The sequence below is a fragment of the Listeria sp. MAN/IMW/UF464 genome, assembly GCF_058683955.1.
In genome coordinates this window covers 14,374-31,983 of sequence record NZ_JBZWZP010000001.1, presented here as the reverse complement: position 1 = coordinate 31,983, position 17,610 = coordinate 14,374, and the positions used below count along the sequence as shown (strand labels likewise).

Annotated in this window: 17 protein-coding genes, 1 pseudogene, 1 riboswitch and 1 other annotated feature; of the genes and pseudogenes, 5 read left to right on the top strand and 13 right to left on the bottom strand. The window is 37.7% G+C overall.

Going from position 1 to position 17,610, the window contains the following annotated elements; genetic code table 11:
- Positions 1 to 239 precede the first annotated feature (239 nt).
- The 5 genes and pseudogenes from AC4PG0_RS00240 to leuS all read right to left on the bottom strand — a co-directional run bounded on the left by AC4PG0_RS00240 (position 240) and on the right by leuS (position 5,442).
- Positions 240 to 479, bottom strand: a complete 240-nt coding sequence (locus tag AC4PG0_RS00240) for a hypothetical protein (protein WP_194319804.1) — start codon at positions 477 to 479, stop codon at positions 240 to 242.
- Positions 480 to 612: 133 nt separating this feature from the next.
- Complete coding sequence (gene tsf, locus AC4PG0_RS00235) at positions 613 to 1,497, bottom strand: translation elongation factor Ts (RefSeq protein WP_003762546.1); 885 nt, start codon at positions 1,495 to 1,497, stop codon at positions 613 to 615.
- Positions 1,498 to 1,576: 79 nt separating this feature from the next.
- On the bottom strand, positions 1,577 to 2,326 hold the full coding sequence (rpsB, locus tag AC4PG0_RS00230) for a 30S ribosomal protein S2 (protein ID WP_003772143.1): 750 nt from the start codon (positions 2,324 to 2,326) through the stop codon (positions 1,577 to 1,579).
- Positions 2,327 to 2,515: 189 nt separating this feature from the next.
- Positions 2,516 to 2,860 (bottom strand): annotated as a pseudogene (locus AC4PG0_RS00225) (ArpU family phage packaging/lysis transcriptional regulator); the annotation flags it as partial.
- 170 nt (positions 2,861 to 3,030) lie between these two features.
- Positions 3,031 to 5,442 carry a leucine--tRNA ligase gene (leuS, locus tag AC4PG0_RS00220; protein WP_492167664.1) on the bottom strand — a complete coding sequence of 804 codons (2,412 nt, stop codon included), beginning with the start codon at positions 5,440 to 5,442 and terminating at the stop codon, positions 3,031 to 3,033.
- A 73-nt stretch (positions 5,443 to 5,515) separates the two neighbouring features.
- Positions 5,516 to 5,717: a binding site (T-box leader), on the bottom strand.
- A 128-nt stretch (positions 5,718 to 5,845) separates the two neighbouring features.
- Between leuS and mnmL the strand changes: the two genes are divergently transcribed.
- Both mnmL and mnmM read left to right on the top strand, forming a co-directional pair.
- Positions 5,846 to 6,811, top strand: coding sequence for a tRNA modification radical SAM protein MnmL/YtqA (mnmL, locus tag AC4PG0_RS00215; RefSeq protein ID WP_003772148.1), 966 nt, complete (start codon positions 5,846 to 5,848; stop codon positions 6,809 to 6,811).
- Entirely contained in the window at positions 6,808 to 7,383 is a 576-nt protein-coding gene (mnmM, locus tag AC4PG0_RS00210) for a tRNA 5-(aminomethyl)-2-thiouridylate-methyltransferase MnmM (protein WP_194317168.1), read from the top strand. The genes mnmL and mnmM overlap by 4 nt, the downstream gene beginning before the upstream one ends.
- Positions 7,384 to 7,408: 25 nt before the next feature.
- Here the strand turns inward: mnmM and asnB are convergent, their stop codons facing one another.
- The gene (gene asnB, locus AC4PG0_RS00205) at positions 7,409 to 9,274 is read right to left on the bottom strand and encodes an asparagine synthase (glutamine-hydrolyzing) (protein ID WP_003762560.1); all 1,866 of its coding nucleotides are present in this window, start codon (positions 9,272 to 9,274) and stop codon (positions 7,409 to 7,411) included.
- 136 nt (positions 9,275 to 9,410) lie between these two features.
- Complete coding sequence (gene metK / locus AC4PG0_RS00200) at positions 9,411 to 10,610, bottom strand: methionine adenosyltransferase (protein WP_003762563.1); 1,200 nt, start codon at positions 10,608 to 10,610, stop codon at positions 9,411 to 9,413.
- A 107-nt stretch (positions 10,611 to 10,717) separates the two neighbouring features.
- Positions 10,718 to 10,826, bottom strand: a riboswitch (SAM riboswitch).
- Positions 10,827 to 11,020: 194 nt separating this feature from the next.
- Between metK and AC4PG0_RS00195 the strand changes: the two genes are divergently transcribed.
- A complete protein-coding gene (locus AC4PG0_RS00195) occupies positions 11,021 to 11,323 on the top strand; it encodes a hypothetical protein (RefSeq protein ID WP_492167663.1) in 303 nt (100 codons plus the stop codon).
- A gap of 66 nt (positions 11,324 to 11,389) precedes the next feature.
- On the opposite strand, the gene AC4PG0_RS00190 is transcribed toward AC4PG0_RS00195, so the two are convergent.
- Genes AC4PG0_RS00190 through ytkD form a run of 3 tightly spaced genes read right to left on the bottom strand, consistent with a single transcriptional unit; the run spans position 11,390 to position 13,081 of the window.
- A complete protein-coding gene (locus AC4PG0_RS00190; RefSeq protein WP_045553106.1) occupies positions 11,390 to 12,298 on the bottom strand; it encodes an L-lactate dehydrogenase in 909 nt (302 codons plus the stop codon).
- Positions 12,299 to 12,314: 16 nt separating this feature from the next.
- On the bottom strand, positions 12,315 to 12,557 hold the full coding sequence (locus AC4PG0_RS00185) for a DUF2584 domain-containing protein (RefSeq protein ID WP_003767228.1): 243 nt from the start codon (positions 12,555 to 12,557) through the stop codon (positions 12,315 to 12,317).
- Between the two features lie 50 nt (positions 12,558 to 12,607).
- A complete protein-coding gene (gene ytkD / locus AC4PG0_RS00180) occupies positions 12,608 to 13,081 on the bottom strand; it encodes an RNA deprotection pyrophosphohydrolase (protein ID WP_492167662.1) in 474 nt (157 codons plus the stop codon).
- 73 nt (positions 13,082 to 13,154) lie between these two features.
- Between ytkD and yidD the strand changes: the two genes are divergently transcribed.
- Together yidD and AC4PG0_RS00170 are read left to right on the top strand one after the other, a co-directional pair.
- On the top strand, positions 13,155 to 13,421 hold the full coding sequence (gene yidD, locus AC4PG0_RS00175; RefSeq protein ID WP_003772163.1) for a membrane protein insertion efficiency factor YidD: 267 nt from the start codon (positions 13,155 to 13,157) through the stop codon (positions 13,419 to 13,421).
- A gap of 148 nt (positions 13,422 to 13,569) precedes the next feature.
- Positions 13,570 to 14,523, top strand: a complete 954-nt coding sequence (locus AC4PG0_RS00170; RefSeq protein ID WP_492167661.1) for a metal ABC transporter substrate-binding protein — start codon at positions 13,570 to 13,572, stop codon at positions 14,521 to 14,523.
- A 19-nt stretch (positions 14,524 to 14,542) separates the two neighbouring features.
- Here the strand turns inward: AC4PG0_RS00170 and AC4PG0_RS00165 are convergent, their stop codons facing one another.
- The 3 genes from AC4PG0_RS00165 to menH are packed head-to-tail and all read right to left on the bottom strand — an operon-like array spanning position 14,543 to position 17,610.
- The gene (locus tag AC4PG0_RS00165; RefSeq protein ID WP_010990951.1) at positions 14,543 to 15,952 is read right to left on the bottom strand and encodes an o-succinylbenzoate--CoA ligase; all 1,410 of its coding nucleotides are present in this window, start codon (positions 15,950 to 15,952) and stop codon (positions 14,543 to 14,545) included.
- A 15-nt stretch (positions 15,953 to 15,967) separates the two neighbouring features.
- The gene (menB, locus tag AC4PG0_RS00160) at positions 15,968 to 16,786 is read right to left on the bottom strand and encodes a 1,4-dihydroxy-2-naphthoyl-CoA synthase (protein WP_045553109.1); all 819 of its coding nucleotides are present in this window, start codon (positions 16,784 to 16,786) and stop codon (positions 15,968 to 15,970) included.
- The gene (gene menH / locus AC4PG0_RS00155; RefSeq protein ID WP_492167660.1) at positions 16,783 to 17,610 is read right to left on the bottom strand and encodes a 2-succinyl-6-hydroxy-2,4-cyclohexadiene-1-carboxylate synthase; all 828 of its coding nucleotides are present in this window, start codon (positions 17,608 to 17,610) and stop codon (positions 16,783 to 16,785) included. The genes menB and menH overlap by 4 nt, the downstream gene beginning before the upstream one ends.

Sequence of the window (17,610 nt, the reverse complement as noted above, 5' to 3'; positions counted from 1 at the left end):
TTGAAACGAATCGTCTATTTGGTCTATTATTTCACCTTATTTTGAGTGTATTTCACTATTTTATGCAACCAATGTTCCAAATATGACAAATTGTTCAAGGAACTGGATTTCGCGGTTAAGAACCAATACCAAAATCCCTTTATATATATAAATTCTTATATATAAAATGTATAAATATTCAGTGATAGTATATTAAAATTCTCAAAAAAAGCCTCGATAATTAAATCGAAGCTTTTTGTTTATAAAGTGATAATAATACTTGCTATCATAATCATAACTCCAAATAAAAATGCTGTAAAAAAACCGAACCACTTTTCTTTATAGGCACCAATTGCAGAAACTAGATAAGCTAATAAATAAACAATTTGTAGCCAAAGAGGTGAATCTAATCCGTCCTTTGTTTGAATCATTACTCGTAAATTATTTACTAAAAATAAAATAAATAAAGTAACAAAAATAACCTTGATGATTTTTTTCATGCTGTTCTCCCTTAGTTTTATTGTACCTTCTAAGTATAGCAAAAAACACACGCAGGATAAACTATCAAAATAAATAAAAAAACTCCTGCAATCCATAGAGGGTTGCAGGAGTTGATATTCTTTCAAATATTACTTATTTTTTCACTTGGCTCATTACTTCTTCAACAAAGTTATCTTCTTTTTTCTCGATTCCTTCGCCTACTTCAAAACGTACGAATGATACAACTTTTCCGCCGCTTTGTTTTACGTATTCGCCAACAGTGATGTCTGGGTTTTTAACAAATGGTTGGTCTTCTAAAGAAATTTCGCTTAGATATTTTTTCAAACGACCTTCTACCATTTTTTCAACGATATTAGCTGGTTTGCCTTCGTTTAATGCTTGTTGAGTTAATACTTCTTTTTCGTGTTCAACTTCTTCAGTAGAAACGTCTTCACGAGAAATGTATTTAGGGTTGATTGCAGCGATGTGCATTGCAACATCTTTTGCAACTGTAGTGTCAGTAGTTCCTTCAAGAAGTGTAAGAACACCAATACGTCCGTTCATGTGGATGTATTCGCCGAAAGCAGAGTTGTCCGCTTTTTCTTTAACTTCAAAACGACGAAGGGAAATGTTTTCACCGATTTTTGTAATTGCTTCAGTGATGTAGTCTTGAACAGTTTGACCATTAGGCATTTCTGTTTTAAGTGCATCTTCTAAGCTATCTGGACGTACTTCAAGAATTTGTTTAGCTAGTGCATCAACTAATTGTTGGAAGTTGTCGTTTTTAGCAACGAAATCTGTTTCAGCATTTACTTCAAGTACTACTGCATGTTTTTCATTGCTGATTACATGAGTCATACCTTCAGAAGCAACACGATCAGATTTTTTCGCAGCTTTAGCGATTCCTTTTTCACGAAGATAGTCAATTGCTTTTTCCATATCTCCTTCAGTTTCTACAAGCGCTTTTTTACAATCCATCATACCAGCGCCAGTTTTTTCACGTAATTCTTTTACCATTTGAGCTGTAATATTAGCCATTTATTTTCCCTCCAATTTTTCTCTTTAAAAAAGGTGATAAGAATAGTGCCTTATCACCTTGAAAGTTTCAAATAAAATCTTATGCTTCAGTAGTTTCTTCTGCAGCTTTTTCTTCTACAGGAGCAACTTCCGCTTCAGTTAACTCTTCCCCTTGGTTCACTTCAATGATAGCGTCAGCCATTTTAGCAGTTAAAAGTTTAACCGCACGGATAGCATCATCATTTGCAGGGATTACGTAGTCGATTTCATCCGGATCACAGTTTGTATCAACAATACCGATGATAGGAATATGAAGTTTACGAGCTTCTGCAACCGCAATACGTTCTTTGCGTGGGTCAACGATGAATAAAGCATCAGGAAGACCTTTCATGTCTTTGATTCCGCCTAAGAAGCGTTCTAGTTTTTCTTGTTCTTTTTTAAGAAGGACTACTTCTTTTTTAGGAAGGACTTCAAAAGTTCCGTCTGCTTCCATTTTTTCGATTTTTTTAAGGTGTTGAATACGTTTTTGAATAGTTTCAAAGTTAGTTAAAGTACCACCTAACCAACGATGATTCACGAAATATTGTCCAGAACGGATAGCTTCGTCGCGAACGGATTCTTGAGCTTGTTTTTTAGTTCCTACAAACAGGATAGTTCCGTTGTCGCTAGCTACTTCACGCATGAAGTTGAAAGCTTCGTCTACTTTTTTCACTGTTTTTTGTAGGTCAATGATATAAATACCATTTCTTTCTGTGAAGATATATTTCTTCATTTTGGGGTTCCAACGGCGAGTTTGGTGGCCGAAGTGAACTCCTGCTTCGAGTAATTGTTTCATTGAAATAACAGGCATGTGTTATTCCCTCCTATTGGTTTATTTTTTGCGGATAACCGCCCTCCGCATGGATCAACCAGCTGAAAAACTTAAGCGAACAAGTCGTTAAGCACCTTCTCAGTCTGTCACCGTGCGTGTGTGATTTAACACCGTTTCCTAATATACCATAAAAACGAGAAATATGCAACCTGTAATGCATATCTTCTTCTAAAAGTAATTTTTTTCAACGATGATTTCAAGGTCTTCGGCTAAACTGAGAACGGCTTGTTTTTTTATTCTTTTAAATTGTGCTATTTCATAAGGTAGTTCCATCATTGTAGCGATGTCTTTTTGTTTATCAATATAACATTTAATTAGAATAAAACGATGCAGAGGTTTCATGGTATTTAATATCTCTGTATATAATTGAACTAGTTTTCCTATTGCAGTTAGATAGCTACTGTCATCAGTTACTAACTTTTCTTCTATTATTCCCTCAGAATTAAGTTTTATTTTGTTCCTAGGTCCTAAAAGGAAGACCAAATACTGAAACTCCTCAAAAAAACGTTTTACATTTTGGACAGTTTAAATGTAGTCTATACTGTTTTTCATTGCTGACACCCCGTTTTACATTAATACTAGCAAAATATTAGCTATATTTGTTATGCATGTTGCTTAAAATTTTCCAAAGAAAAAACGCTTCAAAATTAGCAACAAAGCTCAATTTCGAAGCGTTTCTCTAATCAATTCGCAACAATATTTACAAGTTTTCCTGGAACGACGATTACTTTACGGATGGTTTTTCCGTCTATGTTTTCTTTGATTTTATCGTCTTCATGTGCGAGTTTCTCTAGTTCTTCTTTTCCGAGTGACTTTGCAACGGTGATTTTATTTTTTACTTTGCCATTTACTTGAAGTACGATTTCTACTTCATCTTCTACTAGTTTTGTTTCGTCGTATGTTGGCCAAGCTACATAGCTAATTGTTTCTGTATGACCAAGGATTTCCCACAATTCTTCTGCAAGGTGTGGTGCGATTGGGGACAAGAGTTGCACGAAACCTTCAACATATTGTTTTGGAATCGTATCTTGTTTGTACGCTTCATTGATGAAAATCATTAATTGCGAAATACCGGTATTGAAACGCAGGTTTTCGTAATGATTGGTAACTGTTTTCACCATATGATGATACGCTTTTTCTAAATTAGTATTTGCATCGGTTGTAACTTTTTCAGCGAGTGTGCCTTCTTCAGTTACTAGTAAGCGCCAAATACGATCTAAGAACTTACGCGCACCTTCTAGTCCATTTTCATTCCAAGCAATAGAAGCTTCTAGTGGTCCCATGAACATTTCGTACAAGCGAAGTGTGTCTGCACCGTATTTTTCTACTACTTCATCAGGGTTAACGACATTGCCTCTTGATTTGGACATTTTTTCGTTATTTTCGCCAAGAATCATGCCTTGGTTAAATAGTTTTTGGAAAGGTTCTTTTGTTGGAACTACGCCGATATCGTATAAGAATTTATGCCAGAAACGTGCATAAAGAAGGTGAAGCACTGCATGTTCTGCCCCGCCGATATAAACATCTACAGGAAGCCATTCTGCTAATTTTTCTTTATCAGCAATTGCTTCTGTATTGTTTGGATCGATATAGCGCAAGAAATACCAGCTTGATCCAGCCCATTGTGGCATCGTATTTGTTTCACGACGACCTTTACGACCATTTTCGTCTGTAACGTTTACCCAGTCGTGCAAGTTAGCAAGTGGAGATTCGCCAGTTCCTGAAGGTTTGATTTCCGTTGCTTTTGGCAGAAGTAGTGGCAGTTCTTCTTCTGGTACAAGCGTTGTTTCACCGTCTTCCCAATGAATAACTGGAATTGGTTCGCCCCAGTAACGTTGTCTGCTGAACAACCAGTCGCGCAAACGATACGTGATTTTACGGCTACCGATGCCTTCTTTTTCTAGCCAATCAATCGCAGCGGTAATCGCTTCGGCTTTAGCCAGTCCGTTCAAGAATTCCGAGTTAATATGTGGTCCATCGCCAGTGAAAGCTTCTTTTGTAACGTCGCCGCCTTCAAGTACTGGACGAATATTCAAACCAAATTGTTGCGCAAATTCAAAGTCGCGTTCATCATGGGCTGGTACGGCCATAATTGCCCCTGTTCCATATTGAATCAACACATAATCAGCAATCCAAATCGGCACTTCTTCGCCGTTGATTGGATTAATCGCGTAAGCTCCTGTGAATACGCCTGTTTTGTCTTTTGCAAGGTCAGTTCTTTCTAGTTCGCTTTTTAGTTCTACTTGTTTTTTATAAGCTTCAACTGCTTCTTTTTGCTCAGGTGTTGTGATTTTTTCGATAAGTTCGTGTTCTGGTGCAAAAACTGTATACGTTGCGCCAAAAAGTGTATCTGGGCGTGTTGTAAAGACATTAAACGTTTCATCGCTATCTTTAATTTTAAAAGTAACTTCTGCGCCTTCTGAACGACCAATCCAGTTACGTTGCATATCTTTAATATTTTCAGGCCAGTCTACAAGTTCAAGGTCATCTAGCAAACGATCTGCATAGGCGGTAATTTTAAGCATCCATTGACGCATTGGTTTGCGGAAAACTGGGAAGCCACCACGTTCACTTTTGCCATCGATAACTTCTTCATTGGCTAAAACTGTACCAAGTGCCGGACACCAGTTTACAGCGATTTCGGCTTCATAAGCTAAGCCTTTTTCATATAGTTTTTCAAAAATCCATTGTGTCCATTTATAATATTCTGGATCTGTTGTATTAATTTCACGGTCCCAATCATAGGAGAAACCAAGAGATTTAATTTGGCGAGTAAAGTTGGCAATATTCAATGCGGTGAATTCTTCTGGATCGTTACCAGTATCAATCGCATATTGCTCTGCAGGAAGTCCAAATGCATCCCAACCGATTGGATGAAGGACGTTCTTCCCTTGCATGCGTTTCATTCTAGACAAAATATCTGTTGCAGTATAGCCTTCTGGATGTCCTACGTGAAGACCTGCTCCAGATGGGTAAGGAAACATATCTAGTGCATAGAAGTTTTCTTTATCTTTATCTTCTGTTGTTTTAAAAGTGTTATGTTCACTCCAATATTGTTGCCATTTCGGTTCCATTTTTTTATGATTAAATGTCACTTTACTCATCCTCTTTTCCTTAAAATATCGAATTTTGGCTACAAAAAAATCCCTACATCCCAACGGCTTATCGCCATGGGACGAGAGATGCTTCTCCCGCGGTACCACCCACATTAGTGTTTAACCACTCAACTTAACAATTCCTTAACGCGGAAAACGGGGATACACCCAAGCTCCATGGTAAGTTCATCCGGATTTTGTGACTGACTTGCACCAACCGTCAGCTCTCTTCACATCAAAATATGCAGATTACTACTCCAATTCATCGCTATTTCGCAAAATTCATTAGTCTTATTGTAGCTGAATTTAGGTTTTTTAGCAAGCGGTCTGAAGATTTATCTAACTTTCGTAGTAAAATGTGCTAAAATGAATGGAGAATTTCATTTGAAGGAGTCTAAAACTAGTGAAACAAACGAATCCATTTGTATATAGTAATGATAATAAAAGATACCATACATGGAACTACTGTTTACGAGAAGAATTTGGGCAAAAGACATATAAAGTTGCGCTTGATGGCGGTTTTGATTGTCCAAATCGTGATGGCACAGTAGCGCATGGCGGTTGTACATTTTGTAGTGCGGCAGGTTCTGGTGATTTTGCTGGGAACCGAGCGCTTGATTTAAAAGTACAATTCCAGCAAGTGCGCGACAAAATGCAAACGAAATGGAAAGACGGGAAATGTATTGCTTACTTCCAGGCTTTTACTAACACTCATGCCCCTGTTGCTGAACTGCGCGAGAAATTTGAAACGGTTTTGAATGAGCCTGGCGTGGTTGGGCTTTCGATTGCGACACGACCTGACTGTTTGCCGGATGATGTCGTTGAATACTTGGCTGAATTAAATGAACGGACTTATTTATGGTTAGAGCTTGGTTTACAATCTGCTCACGATGAAACTGGGCGCTTAATTAACCGCGCGCATGACTATGATTGTTATTTAGAAGGCGTGCGCAAACTGCAAAAACATAATATCCGCATTTGTACCCACATTATTAATGGTCTTCCGAAAGAAACGCCGGAAATGATGATGGAAACCGCACAAAAAGTAGTTGAAAGTGGCGTTGATGGTATTAAAATCCATTTACTCCATTTATTAAAAGGAACGCCAATGGTAGAAGATTATAAAAAAGGTGACTTAGAATTTTTAACCCGTGATGGTTATGTGAACTTAGTAGCTGACCAACTTGAAATTCTGCCTCCTGAAATGGTTATTCACCGAATTACAGGTGATGGTGGCGTGGATGACTTAATTGGACCAGTTTGGAGTTTAAATAAGTTTGAAGTACTGAATGCCATTGATGCAGAACTCGTTCGAAGAGATAGTTGGCAAGGGAAACTATATCAACCTGTGGAAGTGAGTTCCCAATGAATTTACGTGGTATTCTCCCCTTCGCTCATGATACACTTCGAAAAGTAGTTCGCTCTGGAGATTATGTAATTGATGCAACATGTGGCAACGGGCATGATACACTTTTACTAGCAGAACTTGTGGGTGTAAATGGTCATGTGCTCGGGTTTGATATTCAACAAATGGCAATTGATGCAACGAAAACTCGTTTAGAAAATGCTGGTGTCGTATCACAAGTAGAGCTCGTATGTGCTAGCCATGCGCTTATTCCAGAATATGCAACAAAACCTGTTCGCGCTGCTATTTTCAATCTCGGCTACTTGCCAGGTGGCGATAAAGAAATTACGACAACCGCTGATTCTACGTTAGAAAGCATTGGCCATTTAATGCAGCTACTCGAAGTTGGTGGCGTCATTATTCTCGTTATATATCACGGCCACCCCGCTGGAAAACTGGAAAAAGATGCTGTTGTGACTTTTTGTGAAGCAATCCCACAACAAGATTTCCACGTTTTATCTTATAACTTTATCAATCAAAAAAATGATGCCCCATTCGTCATTATCATCGAAAAAAGAAAACCTAGACAAAGCTAGTAATTAGCCTGTCTAGGTTTTCTTTTTATTTTCCAAAATCGTATTTATCTGCTACGTATACATCATACCAAATCATAAAGATAACAACTGTCCAGATTTTACGACTGTAGTCGAATTTACCGGCACAGTGATCGTCTAGTAAGCCTAGAACGTATTGTTTGTTAATTAAATGATCGGTTGGTGATTCTTTAATGATATTTTTAACCCAAGCGTTCATTTCGTCTTTTAGCCAGTGACGAATTGGTACTGGGAATCCTAGTTTACGGCGATTAAGTACATGTTCTGGTACAAATGTTGCTGCCGCTTTACGTAAGATATATTTAGTAGTTCCGTTAGTTGTTTTCATTGTATCTGGAATATTTCTTGCCACATTGTACACTTCTTTATCAAGGAAAGGTACACGGACTTCCAGTGAATTAGCCATTGTCATACGGTCAGCTTTTAGGAGAATATCTCCACGTAGCCACGTATGAATATCAATATACTGCATTCTTTCTACAGGATGATAATTCTTAGTTTCTGCATAAAATGGATCCGTAATGTTCGTATAATCATGACCAGATTGGTATTTCGGAAGTAAAATTTGTTTTTCTTTTTCTGTGAACATTTTGGCGTTTCCGATGTAACGTTCTTCCATCGGTGTTGTTCCGCGTTCTAAGAAACTTTTACCACGCATTCCTTCTGGCATAATACGCGCCACGCTATTTAACATTGATTTAAATACGCCTGGCATTTTGTTAAACATCGCAAGGGAATTTGGTTCGTTATAAATGTTATAACCGCCAAAAAGTTCATCTGCGCCCTCACCTGATAATGCTACTGTTACTTGTTTACGCGCTTCTCTTGATAAGAAATAAAGCGGAATAGCAGCCGGATCAGCAAGTGGGTCATCCATATGCCAAACAATTTTTGGTAATTCTTTCATATATTCTTCCGGTGAGATAACATAACTAATATTTTCTACACCAAGCTTATCTGCTGTTTCTTTTGCTACATCGATTTCACTGAAACCATCGCGTTCAAAACCAACAGAAAATGTTTTAATTGCAGGATGGTATTCTTTGGCAATCGCCGCAATAATCGATGAATCAATACCGCCAGATAGGAATGAACCAACTGGTACATCGGAGCGCATATGCATTTTTACAGAATCATACATTACGTCACGCACTTCTTTAATCCATGCGTCTTCTGATTTAGTTACTGGTGCAAAAGATGCTTTCCAATAAGTAGTAATTTCCATTGGTTGACCAATTTTCTTCGTGAACTGATGTCCTGGTTCTAAGCGTTTTACATTTTTAGTTAAGGAATCTGGTTCTGGAACGAATTGATAAGTCATGTAGTTTTGTAATGAAACTTCATCTAGTTCTTTTTCTTTTAAAGCATGTAAAATGGATTTCTTTTCAGAACCCATAAATAGCTTACCGTCTTCTTCTGCATAGAAAAATGGTTTAATGCCGAATGGGTCGCGTGCGCCGTAAACAAGTTCTTCTTGTTTATCCCAAATAACGAAACCAAACATCCCACGAAGACGTTCTGCTGTTTTTTCTTTGTATTTCGCATATGTAGCGATAATTACTTCGGTATCACTTTCGGTTTCAAATGTCATTCCTTCAGCAACTAATTGCTCGCGGAGTTCCACATAGTTATAAACTTCTCCATTAAAAATAATCCAGTAACGCTCATTTTCATACGTTAACGGTTGATGACCGTTTTCTACATCAATAATACTTAAACGGCGGAAACCAAACTGCACGTGATCATCTGTGAAGTATCCTTCATCATCTGGCCCACGGTGCGTAATCATACTGTTCATTTGTCTAAAGGTTTCTTTATCAGCGCCAGTAATTTCTGTAATGCGGTCATGTACGCATCCTACAAATCCACACATGGTAACATTTCTCCTCTATATAGATAATCATTTTATCTTTTTTTCACAACGTCTATCATATCATAACTAGGCTTTCTTTGCACTGTTTAGGAAAGAAAAAAACCGAACATTCCTCACAAGAAATGTTCGGTTAAGCTTATTTTACGATTAATTTTTTTAAGGCTTCTGCTTTATCCGTTCTTTCCCAAGGTAAATCAAGGTCGCTACGGCCAAAATGACCAAATGCAGCTGTTTGACGATAAATTGGACGACGTAGATCAAGCATATGGATTATCCCAGCTGGGCGTAAGTCAAATAGCTCATTAACACCATCAATTAATTCTTGTTCTGAATAGTCACTTGTTCCATATGTGTCAATCGAAATGGAAACTGGACGCGCAACTCCGATGGCATATGCAACTTGTACTTCTACTTTTTTAGCAAGTCCAGCAGCAACGATATTTTTAGCGACATATCTTGCTGCATAAGCACCCGAACGGTCTACTTTGGTTGGATCTTTACCAGAAAATGCTCCCCCGCCGTGACGCGCATAACCACCGTATGTATCCACGATAATTTTACGGCCAGTAAGTCCAGCATCGCCAAGTGGTCCACCAATAACAAAGCGGCCAGTTGGATTAATAAAGTATTTCGTATTTTCATCTAAGAAAGAAGCATCAATTACTTCTGGGAATAGATGTGTGTGTAAATCTTTCGCGATTTGTTCTTGTGTGATGTCAGGATGATGTTGCGTTGAAACAACAATTGTATCAATGCGAACAGGTTGATTAAATTCATCATATTCTACGGTTACTTGTGTTTTTGCATCTGGTCGTAAATAATCTAATTTATTCGTTTTGCGTAATTCTGTTAACTTACGTGCTAAGCCATGTGCCAAAAAGATTGGTAGTGGCATTAATTCTTCTGTTTCATCTGTTGCAAAACCAAACATCAAACCTTGGTCTCCTGCCCCAATTGCTTCAATAGCAGCATCAATTTCACTACCACTTCTTGATTCTAGTGCCTCGTCCACACCTTGCGCAATATCTGGTGATTGTTCGTCAATAGCCGTTAAAACAGCACATGTCTCTGCATCAAAACCATATTTTGCTCGAGTATAGCCGATTTCTTTAATAGTATCACGAACGATTTTAGGAATATCTACATATACAGAAGTAGTAATCTCACCTGCTACTAAAACTAAACCAGTTGTCACAGTAGTCTCACAAGCGACACGTGCGTCCGGATCTTTTGAAATAATTGCATCTAAAATTGCATCAGATATTTGATCTGCAATTTTATCTGGATGTCCATCAGAAACCGATTCCGATGTAAATAGATGACGGTTTTTAGCCAATTTTATTTTCCTCCTTTAGTTCTCTCCAAATACGTCTCATATAAAAAGCCTCTCTCTATTTTGCACGAAACGCGCACGAATAGAGAAAGGCTATAATTATACCTTTGCTCTCATCGTTCAGGAGATATTACTCCTGCAACAGATTAGCACCTTTCACTTATATGTGTAGGTTGCTGGGCTTCAAAGGGTCAGTCCCTCTACCGCTCTGGATAAGAGATAAATTTTAATTCTAAGATAGAATACCATAAACTGAGGCTATATGCAATAAAAATTCGGTTTTGTCTTGATTTCCATTTGCAAAAAACAGTAAAAAAATGCCTTCCTTTATTTTTCGCTTATCATTATTTCCATCCTGTGGTATGATAGATGGATAAAAAAGATGTTTTACTTATCTAAAGGAGATTGTATCTATGAGTTTAATTACGTTATCCTTGATTATTTTTCTTGGGTTTTTAGCCGTTGTATGTTTATTTGATTTTGTTTTTCGTTGGTATTGGTTTAAATATTTCCTAGCAACAATGGGATTAATTGCAAGTGGTGTGGTATTTTTCATCAGTTTCTACGGTGGTGGGATGTCACAAACAGAAATCGCTATTGCTATTTTTATTGGTTCATTTGGTGAATATGTCGTATCACTTATTATTAGCCTAGTTCGCTTTATTTCCAAAAAATCAAAAAAAACTAAACAAAAGAAAAAAGTCAAAACAGCTTAAAAAACTAGCTACGTTAAAAGATGAGAATCTTTAATGTAGCTAGTTTTTTTATGGATAATTTTAAATCTAAAGCAAGTCGAAAGCTTTACGGATAACTTCCGCTGAATGTTCAAAATTAGTTTGTTCTTCTTTAGTTAGTGGTGGTTTTATCGTATCTAGAACCCCATTTGCTCCAATAAGTGCTGGTTGTCCGATATATGTATTTGTTTGTTCTGAAAAAACAGCTAACGGAAATACTTGTTTTGCATCTGTTAAGAGAGCATCAACAATTCCCGCTGTAGCAGTAGCAATTCCAAAACTCGTCCAACCTTTACCCGTTAAAATATTCCAGCCGCCGCCGCGTACAGCATCTTTTAAAGCAGGTAAATCAAGCGGTGTCTTCGTTTTATAATCAGTGATATTGACGCCACCGATTTTCACAGTCGACCACGCAACGAATTGTGATTCACCGTGCTCGCCAAGAACATACCCCTCGATGCTTTTTGGATTAATATGTAAAGCTTCTCCAACTACTCTTCTCATTCTAGCAGTATCAAGCGATGTCCCTGTTCCAAATACACGGGAACGATCAAAACCAGATATTTTTTGAATGAGCATGGTAATAACATCACACGGATTAGTAATATTCACAAAAATCCCTTTAAAACCTGTCGCTAAAATTTTCGGCACAATCTCCGTTACCGAACGACTTGTTTCAACGAGTTCTTCCATACGATCTTCTCGTAGTAGTGTTTCCGGACCAACAGCCATCACAATAATATCTGCATCTGAAAGAGCTTCCCAGTTATTCGCTGTAATGGTTGTATAGGAACGAGTCATCGATGCCATATCGCGTAACTCAAGCGCTTCACTCTCTGCTTTTGCTTCTATTTTATCAATTATAATGATTTCATCACAAATCCCCTGCGTAACAAGAGAAAAAGCCACGTCGCTTCCAACATGACCAGCACCAATTATACCAACTTTGCGTTTCAAAAAATCCCCTCCACAATTAGTTACTTGAATTTAAAGCGATTAATTCATATTTAATGATGGTTTTATTATTTTCCCATACAAGTTTGCGCGGAATTGCTTCTCCAAGTGTTTCGCCTTCTTTTGTTTTACGAACAGCAATTGGAACATCAATTGGATAAATCCGGTAACCTATTTTTTCCAGTTCAAAGAAATTATCTGAAATTCTTTTTTCATTTCCCTTTGTTACGATCATTGTGTTTACCTCAAGTGGCATACCCAATTTTCTCACCTCCAGTTTCTTTTATCATAGCAGAGATTACCCTGGTTTGACTAGTTTTTATCGTTTAAAATCCGCTCAGCCTGCTTAACAATTTGTACCATTCCAGCGTCACGCATAAAAAAACTAAATGCCGGTTGCAAAATAAACTTACTAAGTGTTCCTTTCACAACAACTGGACCTTTTGTTTCTAAGTAGTTTTGTTGCCTTGTTATTGAAACAATCTTTGCTGTATAAACCCGTTTTGTAAAAGTTCGTTCCTTAGATTCAACTAAATAATCCGCAACAAAATGAAATTCTTCAGCCACTGCACCAGTTTCTTCCATTAGTTCGCGGCGGGCTGCCACAAGACTAGTCTCGCCCGGCTCTCCTTTACCACCGGGGAATTCGAGACCGCGAATTTTATGTTCCGTAAAAAGCCAACCATCGTCAATTTTAGGAATAATGAGTACGTCATCTGGATTTTTCCCTTGTTCTTCAAAATAAATGGTCACTTTATTGCCTAAAGTATCTTTATAAATAAACAAAAACTCACTTCCTTTTCTTTTTTCAAAAATATGGTAAGCTGTTAGTAAGATGAATTTTAGAGGATGAATATTAATGAAAAAAATGCTTATCGGAGGAATCCGACTTTATCAAAAATATATCTCTCGTTTCACTCCGGCTACCTGTCGTTTTTATCCGACCTGTTCTGCTTACGGAATTGAAGCGATAGAAACACATGGCGCCCTAAAAGGAAGTTATCTCGCAATTAGACGTATTTCCAAATGCCACCCTTTTCATAAAGGCGGACTTGATTTCGTACCACCTAAAAAAGATAAAAATGATGATTCTAGCCATACTTGTAAAGCGCATCATCACCATTAATAATAGCATGAATCGGTTTATACCGGTTCATTTTTTCTTGCTTTTTCTGAAATAATAAGGTATTATCAAATTCGGACTATAAATCGTAATTGCTACGATTAGTATATTATTTAAACAAGAACAATTTCGATTTAGAGGAGTGAATGGATTGAAAAAAAGTTATCTTCTTGCTTTAACAGCATTATTATCCGTTTTTTTAATACTTACGGGCTGTTCAGACAGTAGTAATACAAAAGCAACAAAAAGCGGTAAATTGAACGTCTACACTACCGTTTATCCTTTACAGTATTTAACAGAACAAATTGGTGGCAAATATGTAGACGTTAAAAGCATTTACCCGCCTGGTTCTGATGCCCACAGTTTTGAACCGACACAGAAAGATATGATGAAAATTGCCGATAGCGATTTATTTTTCTATATCGGACTTGGTATGGAAGGTTTTGTCGATAAAGCAGAAAAAACATTAGCGAATGAACATGTTACTTTTGTCCCTACCGCAGAAAAACTCGACCTGCCAAAAGATCCTGATGCGGCCGAAGAACATGACCACGAAAGCGAAGAGGAACACGATCATGGCGATATAAATCCGCACGTTTGGTTAAACCCTGTGTATATGGAACAAATGGCTACTATCGTAAAAGATAAGTTAATTAAAGAAATGCCCGATCAAAAAGAAACATTCGAGCAAAATTATCAAGCTGTAGAAGAAAAATTAAAAAAACTAGACGCAGATTTCCGCTCCGTTACAAGTGAAGCAAAACAAGAAGATTTTGTTACAGCTCATGCCGCTTACAGTTACTGGGAAACAGAATATCACTTACACCAAATCCCTATAGCCGGCGTATCCACTAGCGACGAACCTTCTCAGAAGAAATTAAAAGCTATCGTGGAAAAAATTGAAGCAGCAAAAATCCCTTACATTATGCTTGAACAAAACACTAATTCGAAAATAGCAGATGTCATCAAGCAAGAAACAAATACAAAAACACTGACACTTCATAATCTCGAAACACTGACACAAAAAGATATAGACCAAGGTCGCGATTATCTTTCCATCATGAACGATAATTTAAAAGCTTTAAAACAAGGACTTGATTATTAAAAAAAGAAAGGCACTCTAATTAATTAGAGTGTCTTTCTTTTAATTTATTTCGCTGAATTTTGCCTGAAGCTGTTTTCGGTAGATGTTCCACAATCGTTATTTGCTTAGGGATTTTAAAACTAGCCAAGTTCGTTTGACAAATATCTTTTAATACCCCTTCATCAAATCCTTCATTTACAACGATAAAGGCAACAGGAACACTGCCCCATTTAGCATCTGACTTACCTACAACCGCAACTTCTTCCACAGCCTCATAAGCGCCAATCACATGTTCTATTTCAGTCGGATAAATATTTTCGCCACCAGAAATAATTAAATCAGAACGCCGCTCTAAAACAAATAAAAAGCCTTCTTCATCCAAATAACCAATATCACCCGTTTTAAACCAGCCATCTATAAAAGCTTTTGCCGTTGCTTTTTCATTGTGTAAATATCCAGGTGTAATTGAAGGGCCTTTTAGTAAAATTTCGCCATCGTCAGCAATTTTTACTTCTGCAGGAAATAATGCTTTACCTGAGGAGCCAATTTTGTTTAAGGCATCTTTTGGTGGCAATGTCACAATTTGTGAAGCCGTTTCAGTCATTCCAAACGACTGTACTAATGGAATATCGCGTTGTTTACAAATTTCCAAAACAGCTTTATTAGCTGGTCCCCCACCTAACAAAACAGTTCGCACATTCGGATGGTAGCTTCCGCCTTGAATTTTTAACAATCGTTCTAACATCGAAGTCACTACAGAGATGGTAGAAATTTTACCACTTTCAAGCAATTGCGTAATTTTTTCTTCATCGAAATGCTCTTCTAAATACACGGGAATTCCATAAATAACGGAACGCATCATAATTGATAAACCGCTGATATGAAAAATAGGTACAGCGCAAAGCCAACTATCTTTCTCCGTTAAACCTAAATTTAAAACTGAAGAAACAGCGCTCCACCAATGATTTTCATATGTTTGCATTACACCTTTTGGTTTTCCAGTTGTTCCTGAAGTATACATAACCGAAGCTGTGCGTGATAAATCCCATGTTTTGCATAAATCGGGTTCCACGTATGTCGTTTGCTGTAACTCTTCGTAGCTAATTCCAGAAGTCACTTTATCCACAAACGCATCTGCTACAATCACTTGTTTTACCTCAGCATTTGCCAATTGAAAAGTAATCTCTTTTTTCGTTAAACGATTGTTAAGGAATAAAGTGATAGCTCCAAGTTGTTGCAAAGCATGAATAAGTAAAAAAGTCATTCGGTCGTTTTTTCCAAGTAAAGCAACCATCTCGTCTTTTCTAATACCACGCGCGAATAATTTACCCGCAAGTTTCTCTACGGCTTCATATATTTCTTCAAACGTTTCTTGTTTTCCTTCAAAAACGAGCGCGGTTTCTCCAGGAGAAAGCCGCACTCGTTTTTGAAGCCAGTTTGTCATGTCCATTTTTACACCTTCAAATCAAGGGAATTTTGGAAATTGGTCAAAGTCTGGATCGCGTTTTTCTTTAAAGGCATCGCGACCTTCTTTGGCTTCATCTGTTGTATAGTATAGAAGTGTTGCGTCACCAGCTAATTGCTGAATACCTGCTAAACCGTCAGTATCTGCATTGAAAGCAGCTTTGATGAAACGCAAGGCAGTTGGACTTTTTTGTAGCATTTCTTTTGCCCAAGCTATCGTTTCTTTTTCTAAATCTGCTACTGGAACGACTGTGTTAATCCAGCCCATTTCAAGTGCTTCGTCCGCTGTATATTGACGGCACATGAACCAAACTTCTTTCGCTTTCTTATGGCCAATCACACGTGCTAAATAACCAGAACCATATCCAGCATCAAAGCTACCAACATTCGGCCCAGTTTGACCGAATTTCGCATTGTCTGCTGCAATTGTTAAGTCACAAACTAATTGAAGAACATTTCCTCCACCAATGGACCAGCCTGCAACCATCGCGATAACTGGTTTTGGAATAACGCGAATTAAACGTTGTAAATCAAGTACGTTTAAGCGTGGAATTTGGTCATCGCCAACGTAACCGCCGTGACCGCGAACTTTTTGGTCTCCGCCAGAACAGAATGCTTTTTCGCCTTCCCCAGTTAAAATAATAACGCCAAGATCCGAATTATCGCGTGCCAAGTTAAATGCATCAATCATTTCTGTTACCGTTTTTGGTGTAAATGCATTATGTACTTCTGGACGATTAATCGTAATTTTTGCGATTCCTTCATAACTTTCATATTTGATTTCCTCGTATACTTTTTCTGTTTGCCAATTAAAACTCATTTTTCTTCCTCCTTTAAAATACCTTCCAGCCAGTATATGAGCTGACTTGAAAAAATGTTTGGTTGTTCTAAATAAACAGCATGCCCCGCTTCTTGTACCGTGACATGAGTGCTATTTGGTAAAAGTTGCTTCATTTCTCGGGCGATTTTTTCGAATTTCTCATCTAAATTGCCCGTAATCAGTAGCACAGGAAAAGTAAAGTCCGCTAAATTTTCCCAATAAGAAGGTTGCTTCCCGGTGCCCATTCCGCGTAAACTCTTTGCTAAACCATGTGGATTTTGAGCTAATCGCTCTAATCTTATTCGCTTTTTTAACGCAAACGGTAAATTCTTCTGTGATGCAAAAAGGGCTAAATTTTCCCAGTAAGCTACAAAAGGTTCAATACCATCTGAATCAAGCGTGTCTGCTAACCGATTATCTGCACTAATTCGACTTGCGCGTGCTTTTTCATCTCGCAGTCCTGGTGAACTACTAACTAGAATAAGCCCGCGCACAAGCTCCTTATATTTTGCAGCAAAAGCAGTCGCTACTCTCCCGCCCATTGAGTACCCTAAAACAAAACAGCTATCGATTTTTAATTGATGTAAAATACTGGCCAAATCATCGCAAATATTTTCAATCGAATAACGCGCAACTTCCTTGGGACAAGAAGTTTTTCCATGCCCAAGTAAATCAGGCGCGATGATACTAAAATGCTCTTTTAAAAGCGATATGCTATCTTGAAAAGTCTCGCTGGAACCAGTAAAACCATGTAACATTAATAAAACTGGTTTTTCCCCGCTTATATCATTTATTAAATGATAATGTTGACCGTTTACTAGCAT

Excerpts from the sequence above, each read along its gene's own strand:
- AC4PG0_RS00240 (WP_194319804.1), bottom strand. The coding sequence starts at position 479 with ATGAAAAAAATCATCAAGGTTATTTTTGTTACTTTATTTATTTTATTT.
- tsf (WP_003762546.1), bottom strand. The coding sequence starts at position 1,497 with ATGGCTAATATTACAGCTCAAATGGTAAAAGAATTACGTGAAAAAACT.
- rpsB (WP_003772143.1), bottom strand. The coding sequence starts at position 2,326 with ATGCCTGTTATTTCAATGAAACAATTACTCGAAGCAGGAGTTCACTTC.
- mnmM (WP_194317168.1), top strand. The coding sequence starts at position 6,808 with ATGAATTTACGTGGTATTCTCCCCTTCGCTCATGATACACTTCGAAAA.
- asnB (WP_003762560.1), bottom strand. The coding sequence starts at position 9,274 with ATGTGTGGATTTGTAGGATGCGTACATGACCGCATTACAGAAATTACT.
- AC4PG0_RS00195 (WP_492167663.1), top strand. The coding sequence starts at position 11,021 with ATGAGTTTAATTACGTTATCCTTGATTATTTTTCTTGGGTTTTTAGCC.
- yidD (WP_003772163.1), top strand. The coding sequence starts at position 13,155 with ATGAAAAAAATGCTTATCGGAGGAATCCGACTTTATCAAAAATATATC.
- AC4PG0_RS00165 (WP_010990951.1), bottom strand. The coding sequence starts at position 15,952 with ATGGACATGACAAACTGGCTTCAAAAACGAGTGCGGCTTTCTCCTGGA.
- menB (WP_045553109.1), bottom strand. The coding sequence starts at position 16,786 with ATGAGTTTTAATTGGCAAACAGAAAAAGTATACGAGGAAATCAAATAT.
- menH (WP_492167660.1), bottom strand. The coding sequence starts at position 17,610 with ATGCTAGTAAACGGTCAACATTATCATTTAATAAATGATATAAGCGGG.